Genomic DNA, 20,559 nt, shown 5'->3' with positions numbered 1-20,559 from the left:
GGATACCACCTTCACCGTCACCTTCCGGCTGCTTGCCGTCGAGCGCGAGGGGCTGGATTTGCTGGCCACGATCGACAGCGATTACGGCAATGCGCGCAAGGTTCGACGCGTCGATCAAGTGGTGGTCAACCACGGCACCCGACCGCTGGACGAACTGTATTTCGAATTGAAATCCGCTTCCAGCAACGGCGGTGTGGTTGAACATCAGGACCTGATCGTCGGCAACCCACAACAAGTGGTGACCAACCCGGACGGCCGATTCCAGTTATTTCGCATCGGCGATGCCGTGGCTGCGCGCAATACCCACGCCGCGATCTACGATGCCTTGCGACTGGTCAAGGACTTGTAAACCAACCCAGGTGAAAAACATGCCAAGCGATGAAACACCTTCATGGAGAATTGCCGGGAAAAACGGCATCCAGGGACCGGTCGAAGGCTCTCTCTATTACGCCTCCTCGATGGATGACTGGTTGCCGACAAAGGCTGAAGGCTTCTGGATCAAACCCCTTTTCGAGGACAGCGAGCGCGGCGAAAAAACGCTGTTGATGAAAGTCGACCCTGGCGCCCATGTCGCCAGTCATACCCATGAAGGCGAGCTGGAGCAACTGTTCGTATTGCAAGGTTCCTTCTACGATCAGGACCGCACACTGAACGTCGGCGACTATTGTTGCCGCGCGCCGAACGCGGCACACAGTGCGGGCTCGGTGCAGGGGGCAGTCCTGATGGTGATCTATACACGCTGGTGAAGGTTTCACTTCACCGCAACTCGATGTTCCGGGTGAATGGCGTAACGGCAACCTATAGCGCCTGGTGATTTTTTCCAGCCGCCTAATCCCTTTCCAGCGTGTAAAGTAACAGCCATAAAAATCATATTCAGGAACCGACTATGAGCGTGGCCAAATCTTCCTTCGACATCAGTGCAAACTTTGACAGCGGTAACATTGAAGTGCTGGACATCAGCAATCCGCTTCAAGCGTTGCTGGCCATCAAACCTGATACTCGCAGCCAGCATTTTCAATGGTTCCACTTCAAGGCCAGCGGTCTGCACGTCGGTCAGGAACATTGGTTTCGCCTGAACAACGCCAGCAAGTCTTCGTACAACAAAGCCTGGGACGGTTATCAGGCCGTTGCCTCCTACGACCACGTCAACTGGTTCCGCGTACCCACCATCTTCGAAGGCGACTGTTTGCGCTTCAGCCTTGAAGCCACCGCCACTCACGCCTGGTTTGCCTATTTCGAACCTTACGGCCGTGGCCGTCACGACTGGCTGATTGAACAGGCCCTGACCAAGGCCGGCACCGAACTGCTGGCAACCGGCAAGAGTGTTGAAGGTCGAGACATCCAGCTGCTGCGCAAGGGCACGGGCGCCGAAGGTCGACGCAAGGTCTGGATCATTGCTCAGCAACACCCCGGCGAACACATGGCCGAGTGGTTCATGGAAGGCGTGATCGAACGCCTGGAAAAACACGACGACCCGGTGTTGAACAAACTTCTGGCCAGTGCCGACCTGTACCTGATTCCGAACATGAACCCGGACGGGGCCTTCCATGGTCACCTGCGCACCAACGCCATGGGTCAGGACCTGAACCGCGCCTGGCAGAGCGCCAGCCTGGAGATCAGCCCGGAAGTGCTGTTCGCTCAACAGCAGATGGAAAAGTATGGCGTCGACCTGTTCCTCGACGTCCACGGTGATGAAGAAATCCCTTACGTGTTCACCGCCGGCTGCGAAGGTAACCCGGGCTATACGCCGCGAATCGAAAAACTCGAAGAGCATTTCCGCAGCCATCTGAAACACCTGACCAAGGATTTCCAGACCAGGCACGGCTACACCCGCGACGAACCGGGAAAAGCCAACATGACCCTGGCCTGCAACAGCGTCGGTCAGAAATTCAACTGCCTGTCGTTAACCCTGGAGATGCCGTTCAAGGACAACAACGATTCACCGAATGCGCTCACGGGCTGGTCCGGCAAGCGTTCGAAGCAATTGGGCAAAGACGTGTTGACCACTATCGCCGACATGGTCGACACCCTGCGCTGATCGACCGCCCCCCGTACATCCGGCTCATGTAGCAGCTGGCGAAGCCTGCGTCCGGCTGCGCAGCAGCCGTCTATCAAGCTCCTCGGTTGACCTGGAAGACCGAGGTGTCCGATTTTACGACTGCTTCGCAGCCGGACGCAGGCTTCGCCAGCTGCTACATGAGCCAAACGCAACCTTCGCTAACTGCTACAAGGATCAGCTGCGATCCTTGCCCCGCAACATGCTGTCCAGCACCTCATCTCGCCGCACCCAACCGTGAAACAATGCCGCCGCCAGGTGCAGCAGCACGGTGAGAAACAGCAGATACGCCAGATACCCATGCGCCTTGCGCAGGAACGCGAACACCTGTGCATTGGCCGGGAGGATCGACGGCAACTGGAACGAGTTGCTGATCATCACCGGGTCGCCCGCTGCCGACATCATTGCCCAACCGAGCAACGGCAACACCAACATCAAAACATACAGCAAGACGTGCGAGGCCTTGGCCGCCAGTGCCTGCCAGCTCGGCAGATCCGCCGGCAAGGGTGGCTGTCGGGTGGAAAAGCGTACGAACAAACGAACAATCACCAGCAGCAAAATCGCGACGCCCAAAGGCTTGTGCAGATGGATCAACCACTCATGGCGCTCTGACACCGAGGCCACCATCCCAGCGCCGACAAACAGCATCGCAATGATCATCAGCGCCATCAGCCAATGCAGCAGCCGCGCCAACGGCGCGAAATGGTTCGGTTGAGCGCTCATTGTTGAGCCTCCTGTTTAGCGGCGGGCAACTGACTGACTTCACTGGTGCGGCGCAGGTAAGAATTGGCGTAACCGGCTGAGCGTGTAGCGAGCAACGGGTCGTCGGAACCTTCAATGCCGCTGGGCAGCACGAGCGGATCGTAATTGATGTCACGGCATTCGCCATTGAGTTGTGGCTGGGTGCGCTCAAGGACCAAGGTGCCGGCATTCAGCACTTTGCGACCGCTTGGCCAGGCCTTGCTGGCGTCGTTGACCGGATCCTCCGGGTTCGCCAGCGTGATCATCAACTGCCAGCGCAACGGCCCGGCCGCCAGTCGCTGAACCAGGTCTTTCTCAAGAAAATCACTGCCTTCGGGTGCTGTCGCACCCGCTGCATCCTGCGCCACCGGCACCATGTTCCAACGCACTGCCTGGCGTTGACCGGCGGCGTTCACCAGGTAAAACGCGTTGACGCTGTTGTAGGTCTCCGTCGCATAGCTGGCCGAGGGCTTGGCGGTTTTGATCCAGGCCAGGAACGGCGCAGATTCCGGATGAGCACCGAAGAATGCCGGAACCGCCGCCGGGTTGGGTTTGCCAGTGGCAGGATCCGGCGACTGGGCTTGCTGCAACTGATAGAACGCCTCAGGGGTGCCCACCGGGAACACCGGCATGCTGTTCATCCCGGTGCGCCACTGCTGGCCGTTGGCCTGGGTAAATCGCAACGCCATGCTGCGAATCGGCACGGCGCTATCGGGTGCGTAAGGGTTGCCGGGGGGCAAGGCAAGTCGCCCGACCACCGGAGTCTGGGCTTCGCTGAACACTTGGGCACTGGAATAGCTGCGCGCCTCAGCGGTGCTTTCGAAATGGCCGATCACGCACACGCCTTTGGCGTGGTTACGGCGGAAACCCGGGTGCACGCCGTTGTTCTTTTCCAGCACATTGATCAGTGCTGTTGGCGTGAGGCGCTGAGGGTCGAGTGTGCCGTTGACGTAGGCAAATGCACCCGCCAGCGCGGCGACCACTACCGCAATGCCGGTCAATCGCAGTGTCAGGCTTGCGGCACTCAGCGGTGGCCGGGTGGGCGGTGATGAGCGATCTACCATGAATAACTCCAGGGCCATCGGCCACAGGTGAGAAGAGTCAAGCAGACGTACCCCACTGCGCTTTATTCCATCGCCGGGTGTTTATTTTTGCAGGCGTGGAATAACCTCGAATGCCGGGCGTCTTTCTAGTCCCAGCGTAGTGACTAGCCAGAACTTCATGAACGATATCGACGAACAACTCAGAGAAATCATTCCCAGGCTGCGCCGTTTCGCCGTTTCGCTGACGCGCAATCCCAGCAGTGCCGACGATTTGGTGCAATCGAGCCTGGAGCGAGCACTATCGAGTTGGGCTGACAAACGCCCCGAAGGCGACTTGCGCGCCTGGTTGTTTTCGATTCTGTACCGGCAGTTCCTGGATGCTCACCGCCGCACCCGGCGCTACGCGCGAATGCTCGAATTCTTTACCGGGCGTGACGACGCACAGCCGTCGGTCGAACGCACGGTGATTGCCCAATCAACGCTGCAAGCCTTCGATCAACTCACCACCGAACAGCGCGCGCTGCTGCTTTGGGTATCGGTGGAAGGCTTGAGTTATAAAGAGGTCGCCGAGATTCTCGACGTCCCCACCGGCACCGTGATGTCCCGCCTGTCCCGCGCCCGCCAAGCCCTGCGCCTGCTCAGCGACGGCGAAATCACCAGCCCTTCTTTGCGGATACTCAAATGATCAGCATGCCCCCGAGCGAGCGTGACCTGCACGCTTACGTCGATCACCAACTCAACGACGGCGACCGACGTCTGGTGAAAACGTACTTGGAAAACAACCCTGAAGCGGCCGCGCAAGTACGCGCCTGGCAGCAGGACGCTCAACAATTACGCGCGGCGCTGAGCGGTGCCTTGCAACAACCGGTCAATCAGGAGCTTGACCCGGCGCTGATTCGCCAACGCCTCAAACACCAGTCCCGCCGTCATCTGGCCAGCGCGGCGGTGCTGTTGATCGCCGTCAGCTTCGGTGGATTGAGCGGCTGGCAAGCGCGCCAGTTGACCCTGCCCAGCCCCCCGCTGCCGATGACCGATGCCCTGCAGGCTTATCGCCTGATCGCCCAGCAAGGCATCCTGCCGGCTGATTACAAAGTCAGCGACGACGGCGACATGCAGGGTTGGCTCGACCGTTACTTCACCCACGCCAATCGCCTGCCGGACCTGTCAGGCGCAGGCTTCAAACCGGTCAGCGGTCGTTTGCTCAGCACCGAACAAGGGCCGGCGGCGATGGTGGTTTATGAGGATCAGGGCGGGCACAAGATCAGCTTCTACGTGCGGCCACCGGGACCGAAAAACATTTTCCTGCCACGAGGCAGTCGCAGCGATGGCGAACTGCAGGCCGAGTACTGGTCCGGCAGCGGCTACAACTATGCGATGGTCAGCCCGAGCGACACGCCGACGGCGCAGATGCTCAAGCACACCGCACAGTTCTGACCACACCACTGGGGTTCCCTTGTGGGAGTGAGACCGGCTTGCCGGTCTCACTCAAAGGGGGTTCTGCGATTACTTGTAGTTTGTATTCAGCCCTGCCCAAACACCTGCGAAGGCCGGCGCAGCAGCGGATCGAAGGGATTTATGCGCGGCCCGATCATCGCGGCTTCACGCTTGAGCRTTTCCACCACCGTCGGCAATCGATCCGGTCCAAGCCGATCACTGACCGTCGCCACACTTAACGCCGCCACCGCCCGTCCCTCTCGATCCAGAATCGGTACCGCCACCCCGGCCATCCCTTGCAGCACACCGGTGTTGCGCCCGGCATAACCCAGCGAGCGCACGTTCTCGACCTCCGAGCGCAGGAACACTTCGTCGTAAAGATGGAAATCCTTGAGTCGCGGCAAGTTGTAGCGAATCACCGTGTCACGCTCCTCTTCCGGCAGAAACGCCAGAATCGCCAGGCTGCCCTGACCCACGCCCAGCGCCACTCGCCCACCGATATCGCCGGTGAACGTGCGGATCGGAAACGGCCCTTCGCTGCGGTCCAGGCAGATCGCGTCGAAACCACTGCGCGCCAGTAAAAACAACGAGTCGCCCAACGAAGCCGATAGCCGCAGCAGCGACGGCCGCACCAGTTCGCGCAGGTTTGCGGTATTGCCCGCACGCGCTGCCAAGGCAAAAAAATCCAGGCTCAGGCGATAGCGCTTGCTGCGCACATCCTGCTCGACCATGCCCTCGTCCATCAGGCTGCGCAACAAACGGTGCGTGGTCGGTTGCGACAAGCCGATGCGCTGCGCCAGTTGCGTCACGCGCTCCCCGCCCTCGACGGTGTCACCGAGGCTGCGCAGCACGGCAAACAAGCGGGAGACCGCACCGACACCGACTTCATTTTTGCTTTCATTCCGCTCAGTGGAATCAGACATGTAATTTCCAGATAATTAATTTACTCACTGAATGAATTTGAAAATAGTCATCGCTTCAGTGAAATAGGCCATTGAGCCCATCCTAGTCTTCGTCCTAATCTGCGTCCACAGGGGCGATTCGAACAACAGCGGCAGCCGACTCCAGTCGAGCGCCAACGCACCCAGCAAGACCTTTTCGTATCTGCCCATACAAAAAAGCGCGCCTTCGGGTGACGCATAACAATCTCAGGTGGAGCGCAGTCATGGCTTTTGTGCAACTTGAAGGACTCGGCAAACGTTACGGTGAAATCGACGCCGTCGTGGCTACCAACCTCTCGGTGGAGAAAGGCGAGTTCGTGTCCTTGCTCGGTCCGTCCGGATGCGGCAAAACCACCACTCTGCAAATGATCGCCGGCTTCGTTGAAGTCACCAGCGGTCGCATCCTGCTCGACGGCCGCGACATCACCCATGCCAAACCCGCCAGCCGTGGCCTGGGCGTGGTGTTCCAGAGCTACGCGCTGTTCCCGCACATGACCGTCAAGGACAACATCGCCTTCGGCCTGCGGATGCGCAAAGTGCCCGCCGCCGAGTTGCAACAGCGCGTGGCTCGGGTGCTGAAACTGGTGCGTCTGGATCAACATGCCGAGCGTTATCCACGCGAGCTTTCAGGTGGTCAGCGCCAACGTGTGGCACTGGCCCGGGCGTTGGTGATCGAGCCACCGGTGTTGCTGCTCGACGAGCCGCTGTCCAACCTCGACGCCAACCTGCGCGAAGAAATGCAATTCGAGATCCGCCGCATTCAGCGCGAAGTCGGGATCACCACGCTGATGGTCACCCACGACCAATCCGAAGCGCTGTCCATCAGCGACCGCGTGGTGGTGATGCAGGCCGGGCGCATCACGCAAATCGACGCGCCTTACACCCTTTACGAACATCCGCGCACCGAGTTCATTTCCGGTTTCGTCGGCAAAGCCAACCTGCTGCCCGGCGAGCGTGACAGCGCGGGCGTGGTGCAAGTGCGCAGTGGCGGTGACCTGACCCTGAGCCTGCGCCCGGAAAAAATCGATCTGCGCGAGAAAGATAAAGGGCGCCTGCAAGGCAAGATCGCCAGTCGCTTCTTCCTCGGCAGCCAATGGTTGTATGGCGTCTCCACGACCCTGGGCGACATCAGCGTGGTGCGCCGCAACGACGGTTCGACACCACTGAACGAAGGCACGGCAGTCGGTCTCGACTGGGATGCGACATTGTTGCGGGTGCTGAGTGTCGACGAGGTGTCGGCATGAGTACGTTGGCCGCCGTTCGCCAGGGACGTCAGGGCTACTTGTTGTCGGCACCGGCCCTGGCGTTGTACGTCAGCCTGCTGGCCATCCCGTTGCTGCTGACGCTGGTGTTGTCGTTCAACGTCTTCGACTACAGCTCGGGGATCAATAGCGACGCCTATACCCTCAGTCATTACAGCAGCTTGCTGGGCGACCCGTACTTCTACGAGATCTTTCTGCGCACGATGTGGATCAGCGGCCTGACCACCCTGCTGTGCGTGGTCATCGGTGTGCCCGAGGCCTACATCCTCAGCCGCATGGGCGCGCCATGGCGTTCGATCTTTTTGATTTTGATCCTCACACCGCTGCTGATTTCGGTGGTGGTGCGTGCCTTCGGCTGGAGCCTGTTGCTCGGCGCCGACGGCCTGGTCAATCAAACCCTGCAAGCCTTCGGCGGTTCGCCGATGAAGCTGTTGTACACGCCGTTCGCGGTGGTGATAGCGCTGGTTCACGTGATGCTGCCGTTCATGATTATTCCGGTCTGGACCTCATTGCAGAAACTCGACCCGGCCGCTGAACAAGCGGCGATGTCCCTCGGCGCCAGTCACTTCACGGTGATGCGCCAGGTGGTTCTGCCGCAGATTATGCCGGGCGTGCTGTCGGGCACCTTGATCGTGTTCGGCCTGGCCGCCAGCTCGTTTGCCATCCCCGGCCTACTGGGTGGGCGTCGCCTGAAAATGGTCGCCACGCTGATCTACGACCAGTACCTGTCGGAGCTCAACTGGCCGATGGGCGCGGCGATTGCCGTGGCGCTGCTGTTGCTCAACCTGCTGATCATGCTGTCGTGGAACCGGATGATCGAAGGCCGCTACAAGAAGTCATTGGGATAACTCGTCATGTCCAAGAACGGTCCTTTCGCCCTGCTGTTCCATGCCCTGGTGGTGCTGTTCATGCTCGCGCCGCTGGTGGTGGTGTGCCTCGTCGCATTCACCCCGGAAAATACCCTGAGCCTGCCGACCACGGAGTTTTCCCTGCGCTGGTTCCGTGCAGTCTTCGAGCGCGCCGACTTTGTCGATGCGTTCTACAACAGTTTGGTCCTGGCGTTCTGCGCCGCCAGTCTGGCGACCCTGATTGCGGTGCCTGCGGCGTTGGCGATCACCCGTTACGAGTTTCCGGGACGGGGTTTTTTCAACGGTCTGTTCCTGTCGCCCATCATCATTCCGCACCTGGTGCTGGGCGTTGCCTTGCTGCGTCTGTTTGCGCTGATGGGGGTCAACGGCAGCTTCACCTGGCTGATTTTCGCCCATGTGCTGGTGATCACACCCTATGTGCTGCGACTGGTGTTGGCGTCGGCCATTGGCCTGGATCGTAGCGCCGAACATGCCGCGCAATCCCTCGGCGCCGGACGCTTCACGCTGTTCCGGGAAATCACCTTGCCGATGATTCTGCCGGGGGTCGCGGGGGGTTGGTTGCTGGCGTTCATTAACAGTTTTGACGAAGTCACGCTGTCGATTTTCGTCACCTCGCCGGCCACGCAAACCCTGCCGGTGCGCATGTACGTGTACGCCACCGAATCCATCGATCCGATGATGGCTGCGGTGTCGGCCCTGGTGATCGCGCTGACCGCGCTGACCATGATTCTGCTTGATCGGGTCTACGGCCTTGATCGGGTGCTGGTTGGAAAACAATGAGGTCGCCATGGCTTTGCTGAAACGACTGGCCGAGGGCGACCGCCCGGCCGTGAACTTTACCCTTGACGGCCAACCGGCCACCGCCCTGCTCGGCGACACGGTGCTGACCGCGGTGCTGACCTGCAGCGACCACCTGCGCGGCAGCGACTTCAGCGCCGAACCCCGCGCCGGATTCTGCCTGATGGGGGCGTGTCAGGACTGCTGGGTCCGTCTGGGCGATGGCCGGCGTGTGCGCGCGTGTTCGACGCTGCTTGAGAGCGACCACCAAATAACCCGCGAACCGGGGCGTTGCCTATGAACACCTCTTCAATCTGCCGCAACCGAATCCCCTGTGGGAGCGAGCCTGCTCGCGATTGCGGAGTGTCAGCCAGCATCAACTTTAAATGTGCAACCGTCATCGCCAGCAGGCTGGCTCCCACAAGGATTCAGCGCTGGTCAGCTAAATGGGCGTCGCTATGAAGCCTGTGGTCATCATCGGCGCCGGTCCCGCCGGGATTCGGGCGGCGCAGACGCTGGTGGCGCATGGCGTTCGCCCGGTGTTGCTGGATGAAGCCGCGCGCGGTGGCGGGCAGATTTATCGGCGCCAGCCGGCCAACTTCAAGCGTTCTGCGGTCAAATTGTATGGCTTCGAAGCGGCCAAGGCCAAGGCGTTGCATCAGACCCTCGATACATTGCGTGAACAGCTCGACTATCGGCCCGAGACCCTGGTGTGGAACGCCGAGAGCGGCGCACTCGACACGTTGCATGAAGGGCGCGCCGCACGGATTGAGTACTCCCGGGTAATCGTCGCTACGGGCGCCACTGACCGGATTCTGCCGGTGCAAGGCTGGACGCTGCCGGGCGTGTACAGCCTCGGCGCGGCCCAGATCGCCCTGAAGTTCCAAGGCTGCGCCATCGGGGAACGCGTGGTGTTCGCCGGCAGCGGTCCGTTGCTGTATCTGGTCGCGTATCAATACGCCAAGGCCGGTGCGAAGGTGGTCGCGGTACTCGACAGTTCGCCGTTCAGTGCCCAGGTTCGCGCCCTGCCCGGCTTGCTCTCGCAACCGGCCACGCTGGCCAAAGGCATTTATTACCGCAGTTGGTTGACTGCTCACGGCATCCCGGTGCATCAGGGCGCCACCTTGCAACGCATCAATGGCGAACATCGCGTGCAGTCGCTCAACTGGTCCGATGCCAAGGGAGAACATCAACTTGCGTGCGACGCAGTCGCTTTCGCCCATGGCCTGCGCAGTGAAACCCAACTCGCCGATTTGCTGGGCTGTGAATTTGCCTGGAACCCGCTCAACCGCGCCTGGCTTCCGCAACGTGACAGCGCCGGGCACAGCAGTGTCGCCGAGGTGTATCTGGCCGGTGACGGTGCCGGAATCATGGGCGCTGATGCAGCGGAAATGGCCGGTGAACGGGCTGCGTTGACCTTGCTCGAAGACAGCGGCTACCTGATTGCCCCGCAGCGCGGCATTCAACTGGAACAATCCCTCACCCGGGTAAACACCTTTCGCAAAGGGCTGGAACAGGCCTTCGTCTTCCCTGAAAACTGGGCAGTCAAAACCACTGACGACGTGATGATCTGCCGCTGCGAAGAAGTGAGCGCCGGTGATATCCGTCAGGTGGTGCGCGAGGGTCACTGGGAAATCAACCGGGTCAAAGCTCATTGCCGCGTTGGCATGGGCCGCTGCCAGGGGCGGATGTGCGGTGCCGGCGCCGCAGAAATCATTGCCTGCGAAAGCCGGCGTGACGTATCGCAGATCGGTCGACTGCGCGCACAGGCACCGATCAAGCCGCTGCCGTTTGGCCTGGAGATCGAATCGTGATCGAAGTTGACGCCATCATTATCGGCGGTGGCATTGTCGGTGCCTCGGCCGCCCTGTTTCTCAGCAAAGCCGGACGTCGTGTGGCGTTGGTGGAGCGAGATTTTTGCGGTTCACATTCCAGCGGCGTGAACTATGGCGGCGTACGGCGTCAGGGTCGGCCGCTGTCGCAATTACCCTTGTCGCAACGGGCCCACGAGATTTGGGGACAACTGCCACAGTTAATTGGCATTGACGGTGAATATCAGCGCAGCGGTCATTTGAAGCTCGCGCGCAGCCTCGACGACTTGCGCGCCTTGCAGGACTACGCCGCCAGCAGCCTGGGTTTCGGCCTTGATTTGCAGGTCCTTGATCGCGGTGAATTGCGCGCACGTTTTCCTTGGGTCGGCGACGTCGCCGTCGGCGCTTCGTTTTGCCCCGACGATGGTCACGCAAACCCGCGACTGGTCTCCCCCGCCTTCGCCCAAGCGGCCCGTCACCAGGGTGCTCAGATTCATGAACAATCCGCGGTCTCTTCCGTGGAGCACGACGGCCAGCGCTTTCGGGTCAGCACCCAAAACGGTCTCGAACTGCACGCGCCATGGCTGCTGAACTGCGCCGGCGCCTGGGCCGGCAGCCTTGCCGAGCACTTCGGCGAAGCGGTGCCCATGCACGCAGGGCACCCGGCGATGCTGGTCACCGAGCCGTTGCCACTGGTGATGAATGCCAGCACCGGCGTCGAAGGCGGCGGCATTTATGCCCGTCAGGTCGCTCGTGGCAATTGTGTGCTCGGCGGCGGCCAAGGCTTTGCCCTTGACGGTGCCCGCGCTCGCCCCGGCCAACAGGCAGTGATCGAGATCCTGCGCCAGGCCGTCGAGCTCTATCCGTTTCTTGAAGGCGCCCAGGCGATTCGCACTTGGAGCGGCACTGAAGGTTATCTGCCCGACCGCCAACCGGTGATCGGCCACAGCAGTACTCAACCCGGTCTGTTGCACGCGTTCGGCTTTGCCGGCGCGGGTTTTCAGATCGGGCCGGCGGTGGGCCAGGCGCTCACCGAGATCATCTGCAACGGCGCCGCGTCGACGTCGCTGGATGCGTTTTCCATCACCCGGTTTCACTCCATCTCCGTAGCTTGAAAGAGGAAGGTCGCGCCAATGAATCATTTCAAACGCACTGCACTGCTCGGATTTTCATGCCTGAGCGCCCTGCTCACGGTTACCCAGGCTCATGCCGAGCCGACGCTTTATCTGGGCATGAACGGCGGGACCATGGAGCGGTTGTACGCCGACAAGGTATTGCCGGTTTTCGAGAAAGCCAACAACGTCAAAGTGGTCATCGTGCCCGGCACCTCCGCCGATATTCTGGCCAAGGTCCAGGCCAGCAAAGGCAACCCGCAGATGCACGTGATGTTCCTCGACGACGGCATCATGTACCGCGCCATCGCCATGGGCCTGTGCGACAAGCTTGAGGACAGCCCGACCCTCGCGCAGATTCCCGCCAAGGGGCGGATCAAGGACCAAGCCGTGGCGGTGAGCCTGGGCGTGACCGGGTTGGCGTACAACACGCGGTTGTTCAAGGAAAAAGGCTGGAGCGCGCCGACGTCGTGGATGGACATGGCCGACCCGCGTTTCAAGGACAAACTGGTGTTCCAGTCGGTGGCCTCGTCGACCTTCGGCCTGCACGGTTTCCTGATGTTCAACCGGATCCAGGGCGGCAGCGAAACCGACGTAGAACCAGGTTTCAAAGCCTGGCCGAATACCGTCGGACGCAACGTGCTGGAATACATTCCGAGCTCGGCGAAAATTTCCGAGATGCTCCAGACCGACGAAGCCGCGCTGTTCCCGTTGACGCCCACTCAGGTCACCGCGCTGAAACTCAAAGGCATGCCGGTCGAATACGCACAACCGAAGGAAGGCGCCGTGGTGCTCAACGTCGCGGAGTGCGCCATCGCCAACAACACCCAGCCGGAACTGGCGCAAAAACTCGCCGCATTTTTGCTGACGCCTGAAGCGCAAGCTGCTGCACTGGAAGACGGCGACCAGATCCCGTCCAACCCGAACACCCCGACCACCGACAAGACTCGCGGCCAGGTCGAGGCGATGAAGAAGTACCTGGAAACGGCAATTGCCATCGATTGGGATCAGGTCAACGAACAGCGCCCGGCGTGGAATGCGCGGTGGAATCGCAGTATTGAACGGTAGATAACTGCCCCCACCCTGCTCGRCAGCTGCTACAGGGCCGGACGCAGCCTCGCGGTGCTCGACAGCTGCTACAGGCTGTAATCCCTGTCTCACAATCCGCATCATCCGTCGACATGACTGGAAGGGTAATTACCCAACTGGTTACACTACGCCGCCGCTGCTCGGGGAGCCGGTATGACGACTACGGATTGACACGACAATGGCCGCTCGATCACCCAACCGTTCGCGACTGACACCACGCTGGCCTTCCTTGCGTGGCCTTTTCGGCAAGACGCTTGCTGCGCCAGCCAGCGGCGTCGCAGCGGGTAAAATCGTCCACGATTACTTCCGCCAAAAGGCCCATGCCCAGGGCTACACCCTCAGTCACAGCCAGCAGCGAGTGATCGACTGCATGGCGCAGCACGCCACAGCACTGCTCGGCGAGTCGGCGAAAACGCTCCCCGGTCTTTACTTGCACGGTGCGGTCGGACGTGGCAAGAGCTGGTTGCTCGACGGCTTCTTCCAGGCGATCCCGATCGAAGAAAAACGACGGCTGCACTTCCATGAATTCTTTGCCCGACTGCATCAGGGCATGTTCACCCATCGCGATCAACCCGATGCGCTGGCAGTCACCCTTGATGAGCTGCTGAGCGATTGCCGGGTGCTGTGTTTCGACGAGTTTCACGTGCATGACATCGGCGACGCGATGCTCATCACACGGTTGTTCAAGGCGCTGTTCCGTCGAGGCATTCTGCTGCTGGTGACGTCCAATTATCCACCGGAAGGCTTGTTGCCCAACCCGCTCTATCACGCGCGTTTCAAACCGGTTATCGAGCTGATCCACGCCCGCATGCACGTGATGGAAGTCGGCGGCCCGCATGACTATCGCAGTCAGATGAGAACCCATGCGCAGCAGGTGTTCACTCAAGGCCGGTATATCTGGCCGGGCAGCGTGACGCAACGCCTGGCGTTGAACCTGCCTGAACGCGACTCACCGCCCTTGCAACTGCCGGTCGGCACCCGGCATTTTCAAGCGCGACACTGCGAAGAACGGACCATCGGGTTCACCTTTGCCGATCTGTGTGATCACCCCACGGCGGTCATGGATTATCTGGAGCTGTGCCGGCGCTTCGATCACTGGATCATCGACGAACTGCCTAACCTGGCCGACTGCTCGATCGCCGCGCAACAGCGTTTTATCAATTTGATCGACGTTTTATACGATCAGGACAAGCTCCTGACGTTGCTCGGTCAGCAATCGTTGGGTGAAAGCCTGGGCGGCGATGCTATCGATCTGGCGCGTACGCGCAGCCGCTTGGGGCAACTGCTGGAAGTGCGCGCACCGGCCTGACAGGCGTGCCTGCTTTACCGCTATCATGTCGCCCGCCTCCCCTTGATTAAAAGCGAACTCGCTCATGGATACCCTCGCCCAACTGCGCGCCGGCCAATTGACTGGCATCACCCGCCTGGACCTGGCCTGCGGCCTGACAGAATTTCCCCGTGAAATCTACGACCTGGCAGACTCGCTGGAAGTGCTCAACCTGAGCGGCAACGCCTTGAGCAGCCTGCCGGATGACCTGCATCGCCTGACCCGTTTGCGCGTACTTTTTTGCTCCGACAACCTGTTCACCGAACTGCCGGCGTGCCTGGGCCAATGTGCCGGGCTGACGATGATCGGCTTCAAGGCCAATGCCATCGAAACCGTCCCTGGCGCCGCGCTGCCACCGTTGCTGCGCTGGTTGATCCTGACCGACAACCGCATCACCGAACTGCCAACCGAACTGGGCGACCGACCATACCTGCAAAAGCTCATGCTCGCCGGCAACCGCTTGCAGCGCCTGCCCCGCAGCCTCAGTCAGTGCCATCGGCTCGAGCTGATTCGCATCGCCGCCAACCAGCTCAGCGAACTGCCCGAATGGCTGCTGGCCTTACCCAGCCTGACTTGGCTGGCGTACGCCGGTAACCCACTGGAAAACGAAGCCGATGCGGCTGCGCTGGAAGCCACGGCCCAGATTCCCTGGGACCAATTGCGACTGGAACAACAACTGGGCGAAGGTGCTTCGGGCGTGATTCATCGGGCCACATGGGAACAACCGGAGCAACCGGCCATGCCGGTTGCGGTCAAGCTCTACAAGGGCGAAATGACCAGCGACGGTTCACCCCTGCACGAAATGAACGCCTGCATTACCGCTGGCCTTCACCCGAACCTGATCCGGGTCGAGGGCCGAATCGTCGATCATCCCGAGCAGCAGGCCGGGCTGGTCATGCAGCTGATCGATCCGAGTTATCGCAACCTGGCGGCGCTGCCGAGCCTGGCGTCCTGCACCCGCGACATCTACACCGACGACACGCGTTTTAGCGCGGGCGTGGCGATGCGCATAGCCCATGGCATCGCCTCGGTGGCCAAGCACTTGCACCGTCAAGGCATCACCCATGGCGACCTCTATGCCCACAACATCCTGTGGAACGAGCACGGTGATTGCCTGCTGGGGGATTTTGGCGCGGCGTCTTTCCACGCCACCTGCGACAGCCCTGAAAGCCGAGCGCTGCAACGGATCGAGGTGCGGGCATTTGGTGTGTTGCTGGGGGAACTGCTGGAACGCATCGACTCAGGGTTGAGCGATATCGCGCGCATGGAACTGGAAGTGTTGCAGGAGCGCTGCTGTCATCCAGAGGTGCTGAAGCGACCGGGGTTTAGTGAGATTTTGCGGGAACTGCAAGATCGGTGACCGCTGCGCGGTCATTCGCTGGCAAGCCAGCTCCCACAGTTGACCGAGTACTTCAGACAGAACTCAGTTAAATGTGGGTGCGGGCTTGCTCGCGAAGGCGGCCTGTCAGACAACAAAGCCGCCGATGCTGGAATGCTTAACCCGCCAAACCAACAAACATATCCTGCACATCATCATGGTTGTCGAGGCCTTCCAGGAACGCTTCGACTTCAGCCATTTGCTCGTCGCTCAAACCGCTGACCGGGTTCTTCGGCTGGTAGCCCAGTTTCGCCGACAACACCGTAAAACCTTGCTCCGGCAGTGCTTTTTGCACCGCATCCAGGTCCGCTGGCTCGGTCAGGAACAGGGTCGTGCCCTCTTCTTCGCCCGGCTCGAAATCCTGGGCGCCGGCTTCAATCGCGGCCATTTCCGGATCGGCGTCCGGGCTGTCCGGGGACGCCTCGATCATGCCGACATGGTTGAAGTCCCACGACACCGAGCCCGAAGCACCCAACTGGCCCTTGCGGAATGCCACGCGGATTTCAGCCACGGTGCGATTGATGTTATCGGTCACGCATTCAACGATCAGCGGCACCTGATGCGGTGCGAAGCCTTCGTAAGTCACGCGATGGTATTGCACGGTTTCGCCCAACAGACCCGCGCCTTTCTTGATCGCGCGATCCAGAGTTTCCTTGGGCATCGAGGCCTTTTTGGCCTGCTCGACCACCAGACGCAGGTGTGCGTTAGTGGCGGTATCGGCACCGTTACGCGCAGCAATGGTGATTTCTTTCACCAGTTTGCCGAAAATCTTGCCCTTGGCGTTGGATGCCGCTTCTTTGTGTTTAACCTTCCACTGTGCGCCCATTACTCACTCTCTTGATCTGTGGCGCCGAGACATCTATTGGCCGACGCGTTGCGCAAGTTTATACGGCCTAAAGTTGGCAATCGACCAAAAAATGCGGACTGACTGACCGGCATCACGGATCGACAATTTCGCCAGTACTTGTAGGGCGATTCTGAAACAGCGATTTGTGGTGACTATTGAGGGGCGTGGTTTCGTACCCTTCGCGTCCGTACTCCATGGCAGAAGCGCGTTCGATGCACAACGACAAGGAAAGTCTCTATACCCTGACCCTCCTCGACAGCGGATTGAGCCTGCAGGTATTGCAGTTCAGTGGCGCTGAAGGCCTGAACCAGCCTTATCGATTCGACATTGAAGTCATTGGCCTTGCACCGGCGATGAACCTCGACTCTGTACTGCAACAACCGGCCTTTCTGACCATGGGAGATCACAGCGGCATTCACGGCTTTGTACACAGCGCCAGCCGTGAACATCGCGGCCTGCATCGCATCGGCTACCAGCTGGTGTTGGTGCCTTATGTTCAAAACCTCGACCGCCACCGTTGCCGTCGGGTGTTTCATCAACTCAGCGTGCCGGCGATCCTGCGTCAACTGTTCCAGGAAAATGCGCTGCCCGAGGCCAGCTATCGCCTGGAACTGGCCAACGTGCACTACCCGCCCCGGCCGTTTTGCATTCAATACGAAGAGACTGACCTGATGTTGATGCAGCGACTCTGCGAAGAAGAAGGCATCCACTATCACTTTGAACATCAGCGTGATGGGCATGTCCTGGTACTGGCCGATGACACTCAGAAATTCCCCGAGGAGCCGCTCTTGCTGGCCTTTCAGGCCGAGACCCGTCACGAGACTTTTTTACCGGTCATCCACGAACTGTTCCAGCGTCATGATGCGTGCGCCCGCCCCGAACGCCGAACCGCCCACAATCGCGGGCCTCAAGCCACCCGTGATGGTGCAGCCAACCACACCTTCGCCAGAACATCCGCTTCGATCGCTCGCCCTTCCCCCGAGCAGGCACACCGCGAGCAGCTCAGTCGCCGGGAACTGGAGCGTCAGCGTTGCCAGCATCGACAGATTGAAGGCCAAAGCAATCAAGCTGATTTGCGCAGTGGAAGCATCGTACAAGTGGCGGAGCATCCACTGTCAGGCTTCAACGATCAGTGGCTGATCACCAAGGTCCAACACCAGGGGCAACAGCCTTCAATCCTCGTCGACCAACGTCCTCGACGCTACAGCAATCAATTCACCGCCATACCATGGTCAACGGAATTCAGGCCCGCGTTCACACAGCCCCGGCCCAGCATTCCGGGTTATCAAACGGCCTTGGTGCTGGGCACGGTCGGGCAACCGGCAGTGTTGGATGAGCAAAATCGAATACAGGTACAGCTGTGGCCAACGCGGGAGGACGACGCCGATGAATCCACCGGTCTATGGCTTCCCGTGGCCCTTGCCACGCCGGACGGTTGGATCAATCCTGCCAGGCTGCCCATCGCCGGTACCGAGGTGCTCATCAGCTTTCTCGACAGCGACCCGGATCGCCCTGTGTTGTGTGCCACCGCGGGCAACCCGATCAAGTCCCGTGCCGCTTACCCATCACGCCGCGACGGTCGTTTGCTGCTGGATTGGTTGATCAATCGCTAGCCTGAAACATGGGTGTAGCCATGTCTGGCCCCTTCGCGAGCAGGCTCGCTCCCACAGGGTTGTGTGAATGCCGCAATTCCAGGGTGGGAGCGAGCCTGCTCGCGAAGAATGCACCTCGGTTTAACTGACGGGTGCCAAATCAAAAAACGCCTGAATCAGGCGCAAATCCCGCCGCCGCTGCATGCACCCGATCATGTGCCGGTTAACCAACCCCTCACCCACAATAGGCACCGCCGCCACGCGTGGGTCATGGCTGACCTCCACCGATGACACCACCCCCACCCCCAATTGCGCCGCCACGGCCTCGGTCACCGCTTCACGACTGTCAAGCTCCAGCAACACCCGTGGATTGACCTTGGCCTGATTGCAGGCTTCATCGAACGTGCGCCGGGTCATCGAACTCGGCTCGCGCAACACCATGATCAGCTGATCCAGTTCCTTGAGCCTCACGCTGTTCATCTTCGCCCAAGGATGGCCTTGGGGCACCAACGCACACATCCGCGATTCGCTCAGCGCCTGCAAATGCAGGCCTTTGCGCGGTTCAACCTCGGTCAGCACCGCCACGTCGGCATGCTCGGATAATAACGCCGCCAAGGTTTCCTGGGCATTGCCCAGCCGCAGGTTCACGGTGATGCCCGGATAGCGCGCCCGCAGGCTGGCCAGCATCGGCATCACCAAGTGCGGGCCGTCTGCCGCCACTTCCAGGCGCCCGGTCAGAAGCTGTCGGTTCGCTTCGAGCATTACCTGCGCCTCTTCCGCCAGGCCGAACATAGCCCTGGTGATTGCGGCCAGTTTGGTGCCCTCTTCCGTCAGCTCCACTCGCCGTGCGGTGCGGCGCAACAAGGTGATTTGGTAATGCTCCTCCAGGGCCTTGATGTGCCCAGTCACCGCCGGCTGGCTGATGAACAACCGCGCGGCGGCCCGGGTGAAGCTGCCGTCGCGGGCCACGGCATCAAAGGCGCGAAGCTGGAAAAGGTTCATTAATAACTCTCACTGATGGCTGGCATAACGATAAACAATTTGATTGATAGCACGGCAAATTGCAATTTATGCCCCGTAACTTCATCCCATCCACTGCGAGGACATGTGAATGAGCACTGCCGAACCCATCCTGCTCACCCCCGGGCCACTGACCACCTCGGCCCGCACCCGCCAGGCAATGATGGTGGACTGGGGCTCATGGGATGACCGCTTCAACCAACTGACGGCCAGCCTTTGCGAGCAACTGCTGGCCATCCTCAACGGCGGTGACAGCCACCACTGCGTGCCCCTGCAAGGCAGCGGCACGTTCGCGGTCGAAGCGGCCATCGGCACCCTGGTGCCCCGCGACGGCAAAGTCCTGGTGCTGATCAACGGCGCCTACGGCAAACGCCTGGCGAAAATTTGCGAAGTGCTGGGTCGTTCCTTCAGCATCTTCGAGACAGCTGAAGACGAACCGACCACCGCCGCCGACGTCGATCGCCTGCTGCACGCCGACCCCAGCCTGACTCACGTCGCACTGATTCATTGCGAAACCAGTACCGGCATCCTCAACCCGCTGGCGGAAATCGCCGACGTCGTTGCCCAACACGGCAAACGCCTGATCATCGACGCCATGAGTTCCTTTGGCGCCCTGCCGATTGATGCGCAACAGGTGCCGTTCGATGCACTGATCGCCGCATCGGGCAAATGCCTGGAGGGCGTGCCGGGGATGGGTTTCGTCTTCGCGCGCAAAGAATCCCTGGCCAACGCCGCCGGCAACTCGCGCTCGCTGGCGATGGACCTGTTCGACCAACACACCTACATGGCCAAGACCGGCCAATGGCGCTTCACCCCGCCGACCCATGTGGTCGCGGCGCTTCACGAAGCCCTGCTGCAATACAACGAAGAAGGTGGCCTGCCGGCCCGTCATCAGCGCTATGCCGACAACTGCAACGTGCTGCTCGATGAGATGACCCAGCTCGGCCTGCGCAGCTTCCTGCCCACCGCGATTCAGGCACCGATTATCGTCACGTTCCACGCACCGAAGGATCCGCGTTACCAGTTCAAGGAGTTCTACGAACGAGTCAAGGCCAAGGGGTTCGTTCTGTACCCCGGCAAATTGACCCAGGTTGAAACCTTCCGCGTCGGCTGCATCGGCCACGTCAATCAGACCGAAATGCGCGCGGCTGTAGCGGCGGTCGCCGACGTATTGCGCGAGATGGAAGTCCTCGACATCTGACTCACAACCATCTGTAGCAGCTGCCGAGGCTGCGTTCGGCTGCGAAGCAGTCGTGAAAT

Annotated in this window: 20 protein-coding genes and 1 pseudogene; 16 read left to right on the top strand and 5 right to left on the bottom strand. The window is 60.6% G+C overall.

Going from position 1 to position 20,559, the window contains the following annotated elements:
• From AC1DRJ_RS07255 to AC1DRJ_RS07245, 3 genes and pseudogenes are all read left to right on the top strand, one after another.
• Positions 1-349: pseudogene (locus AC1DRJ_RS07255) on the top strand (N-methylproline demethylase); the annotation flags it as partial.
• Between the two features lie 19 nt (positions 350-368).
• Positions 369-746, top strand: coding sequence for a cupin domain-containing protein (locus tag AC1DRJ_RS07250; protein ID WP_477801502.1), 378 nt, complete (start codon positions 369-371; stop codon positions 744-746).
• A 140-nt stretch (positions 747-886) separates the two neighbouring features.
• A complete protein-coding gene (locus AC1DRJ_RS07245) occupies positions 887-2,038 on the top strand; it encodes a M14 family metallopeptidase (protein WP_477801501.1) in 1,152 nt (383 codons plus the stop codon).
• A 195-nt stretch (positions 2,039-2,233) separates the two neighbouring features.
• Here AC1DRJ_RS07245 and AC1DRJ_RS07240 read toward each other — a convergent pair whose 3' ends face one another.
• On the bottom strand, positions 2,234-2,779 hold the full coding sequence (locus AC1DRJ_RS07240) for a cytochrome b (RefSeq protein WP_477801500.1): 546 nt from the start codon (positions 2,777-2,779) through the stop codon (positions 2,234-2,236).
• Complete coding sequence (locus AC1DRJ_RS07235; protein WP_477801499.1) at positions 2,776-3,861, bottom strand: catalase family peroxidase; 1,086 nt, start codon at positions 3,859-3,861, stop codon at positions 2,776-2,778. Before AC1DRJ_RS07235 ends, AC1DRJ_RS07240 begins: the two co-directional genes overlap by 4 nt.
• A gap of 157 nt (positions 3,862-4,018) precedes the next feature.
• Here AC1DRJ_RS07235 and AC1DRJ_RS07230 point away from each other — a divergent pair, with 157 nt between their 5' ends.
• On the top strand, positions 4,019-4,525 hold the full coding sequence (locus tag AC1DRJ_RS07230; RefSeq protein ID WP_477801498.1) for an RNA polymerase sigma factor: 507 nt from the start codon (positions 4,019-4,021) through the stop codon (positions 4,523-4,525).
• Complete coding sequence (locus tag AC1DRJ_RS07225; RefSeq protein ID WP_477801497.1) at positions 4,522-5,274, top strand: anti-sigma factor family protein; 753 nt, start codon at positions 4,522-4,524, stop codon at positions 5,272-5,274. Before AC1DRJ_RS07230 ends, AC1DRJ_RS07225 begins: the two co-directional genes overlap by 4 nt.
• Positions 5,275-5,360: 86 nt before the next feature.
• Here AC1DRJ_RS07225 and AC1DRJ_RS07220 read toward each other — a convergent pair whose 3' ends face one another.
• Complete coding sequence (locus AC1DRJ_RS07220; RefSeq protein WP_477801496.1) at positions 5,361-6,197, bottom strand: IclR family transcriptional regulator; 837 nt, start codon at positions 6,195-6,197, stop codon at positions 5,361-5,363.
• A 242-nt stretch (positions 6,198-6,439) separates the two neighbouring features.
• Between AC1DRJ_RS07220 and AC1DRJ_RS07215 the strand changes: the two genes are divergently transcribed.
• The 9 genes from AC1DRJ_RS07215 to AC1DRJ_RS07175 all read left to right on the top strand — a co-directional run bounded on the left by AC1DRJ_RS07215 (position 6,440) and on the right by AC1DRJ_RS07175 (position 15,822).
• Positions 6,440-7,459 carry an ABC transporter ATP-binding protein gene (locus AC1DRJ_RS07215; RefSeq protein ID WP_477801495.1) on the top strand — a complete coding sequence of 340 codons (1,020 nt, stop codon included), beginning with the start codon at positions 6,440-6,442 and terminating at the stop codon, positions 7,457-7,459.
• The gene (locus tag AC1DRJ_RS07210) at positions 7,456-8,325 is read left to right on the top strand and encodes an ABC transporter permease (protein WP_477801494.1); all 870 of its coding nucleotides are present in this window, start codon (positions 7,456-7,458) and stop codon (positions 8,323-8,325) included. The genes AC1DRJ_RS07215 and AC1DRJ_RS07210 overlap by 4 nt, the downstream gene beginning before the upstream one ends.
• 6 nt (positions 8,326-8,331) lie before the next feature.
• Positions 8,332-9,126 carry an ABC transporter permease gene (locus AC1DRJ_RS07205; RefSeq protein ID WP_477801493.1) on the top strand — a complete coding sequence of 265 codons (795 nt, stop codon included), beginning with the start codon at positions 8,332-8,334 and terminating at the stop codon, positions 9,124-9,126.
• Positions 9,127-9,133: 7 nt separating this feature from the next.
• Entirely contained in the window at positions 9,134-9,424 is a 291-nt protein-coding gene (locus AC1DRJ_RS07200; RefSeq protein WP_477801492.1) for a (2Fe-2S)-binding protein, read from the top strand.
• A 157-nt stretch (positions 9,425-9,581) separates the two neighbouring features.
• On the top strand, positions 9,582-10,937 hold the full coding sequence (locus AC1DRJ_RS07195; RefSeq protein ID WP_477801503.1) for an FAD/NAD(P)-dependent oxidoreductase: 1,356 nt from the start codon (positions 9,582-9,584) through the stop codon (positions 10,935-10,937).
• Positions 10,934-12,049 (top strand): NAD(P)/FAD-dependent oxidoreductase, encoded by a 1,116-nt coding sequence (locus AC1DRJ_RS07190; protein ID WP_477801491.1) that lies wholly within the window; start codon positions 10,934-10,936, stop codon positions 12,047-12,049. Before AC1DRJ_RS07195 ends, AC1DRJ_RS07190 begins: the two co-directional genes overlap by 4 nt.
• An 18-nt stretch (positions 12,050-12,067) precedes the next feature.
• Positions 12,068-13,114: an ABC transporter substrate-binding protein gene (locus AC1DRJ_RS07185; protein ID WP_477793796.1), complete on the top strand. Its 1,047-nt coding sequence runs from the start codon at positions 12,068-12,070 to the stop codon at positions 13,112-13,114.
• 199 nt (positions 13,115-13,313) lie between these two features.
• Positions 13,314-14,444, top strand: a complete 1,131-nt coding sequence (zapE, locus tag AC1DRJ_RS07180) for a cell division protein ZapE (RefSeq protein ID WP_477801490.1) — start codon at positions 13,314-13,316, stop codon at positions 14,442-14,444.
• 64 nt (positions 14,445-14,508) lie between these two features.
• Positions 14,509-15,822, top strand: coding sequence for a protein kinase (locus AC1DRJ_RS07175; RefSeq protein ID WP_477801489.1), 1,314 nt, complete (start codon positions 14,509-14,511; stop codon positions 15,820-15,822).
• 136 nt (positions 15,823-15,958) lie between these two features.
• Here the strand turns inward: AC1DRJ_RS07175 and AC1DRJ_RS07170 are convergent, their stop codons facing one another.
• Positions 15,959-16,666: a YebC/PmpR family DNA-binding transcriptional regulator gene (locus tag AC1DRJ_RS07170; protein WP_090185851.1), complete on the bottom strand. Its 708-nt coding sequence runs from the start codon at positions 16,664-16,666 to the stop codon at positions 15,959-15,961.
• Between the two features lie 233 nt (positions 16,667-16,899).
• Here AC1DRJ_RS07170 and AC1DRJ_RS07165 point away from each other — a divergent pair, with 233 nt between their 5' ends.
• Positions 16,900-18,300: a type VI secretion system Vgr family protein gene (locus AC1DRJ_RS07165; RefSeq protein ID WP_477801488.1), complete on the top strand. Its 1,401-nt coding sequence runs from the start codon at positions 16,900-16,902 to the stop codon at positions 18,298-18,300.
• A 120-nt stretch (positions 18,301-18,420) separates the two neighbouring features.
• On the opposite strand, the gene AC1DRJ_RS07160 is transcribed toward AC1DRJ_RS07165, so the two are convergent.
• Complete coding sequence (locus AC1DRJ_RS07160) at positions 18,421-19,281, bottom strand: LysR substrate-binding domain-containing protein (protein ID WP_477801487.1); 861 nt, start codon at positions 19,279-19,281, stop codon at positions 18,421-18,423.
• A 109-nt stretch (positions 19,282-19,390) separates the two neighbouring features.
• Between AC1DRJ_RS07160 and AC1DRJ_RS07155 the strand changes: the two genes are divergently transcribed.
• Positions 19,391-20,500, top strand: coding sequence for a 2-aminoethylphosphonate--pyruvate transaminase (locus AC1DRJ_RS07155; protein ID WP_477801486.1), 1,110 nt, complete (start codon positions 19,391-19,393; stop codon positions 20,498-20,500).
• Positions 20,501-20,559 lie beyond the last annotated feature (59 nt).

The sequence above is a fragment of the Pseudomonas sp. P5_B2 genome (assembly GCF_056400445.1).
Note: the sequence above shows the minus strand (reverse complement) of the source record. Positions and strands in the feature narration are given on the sequence as shown.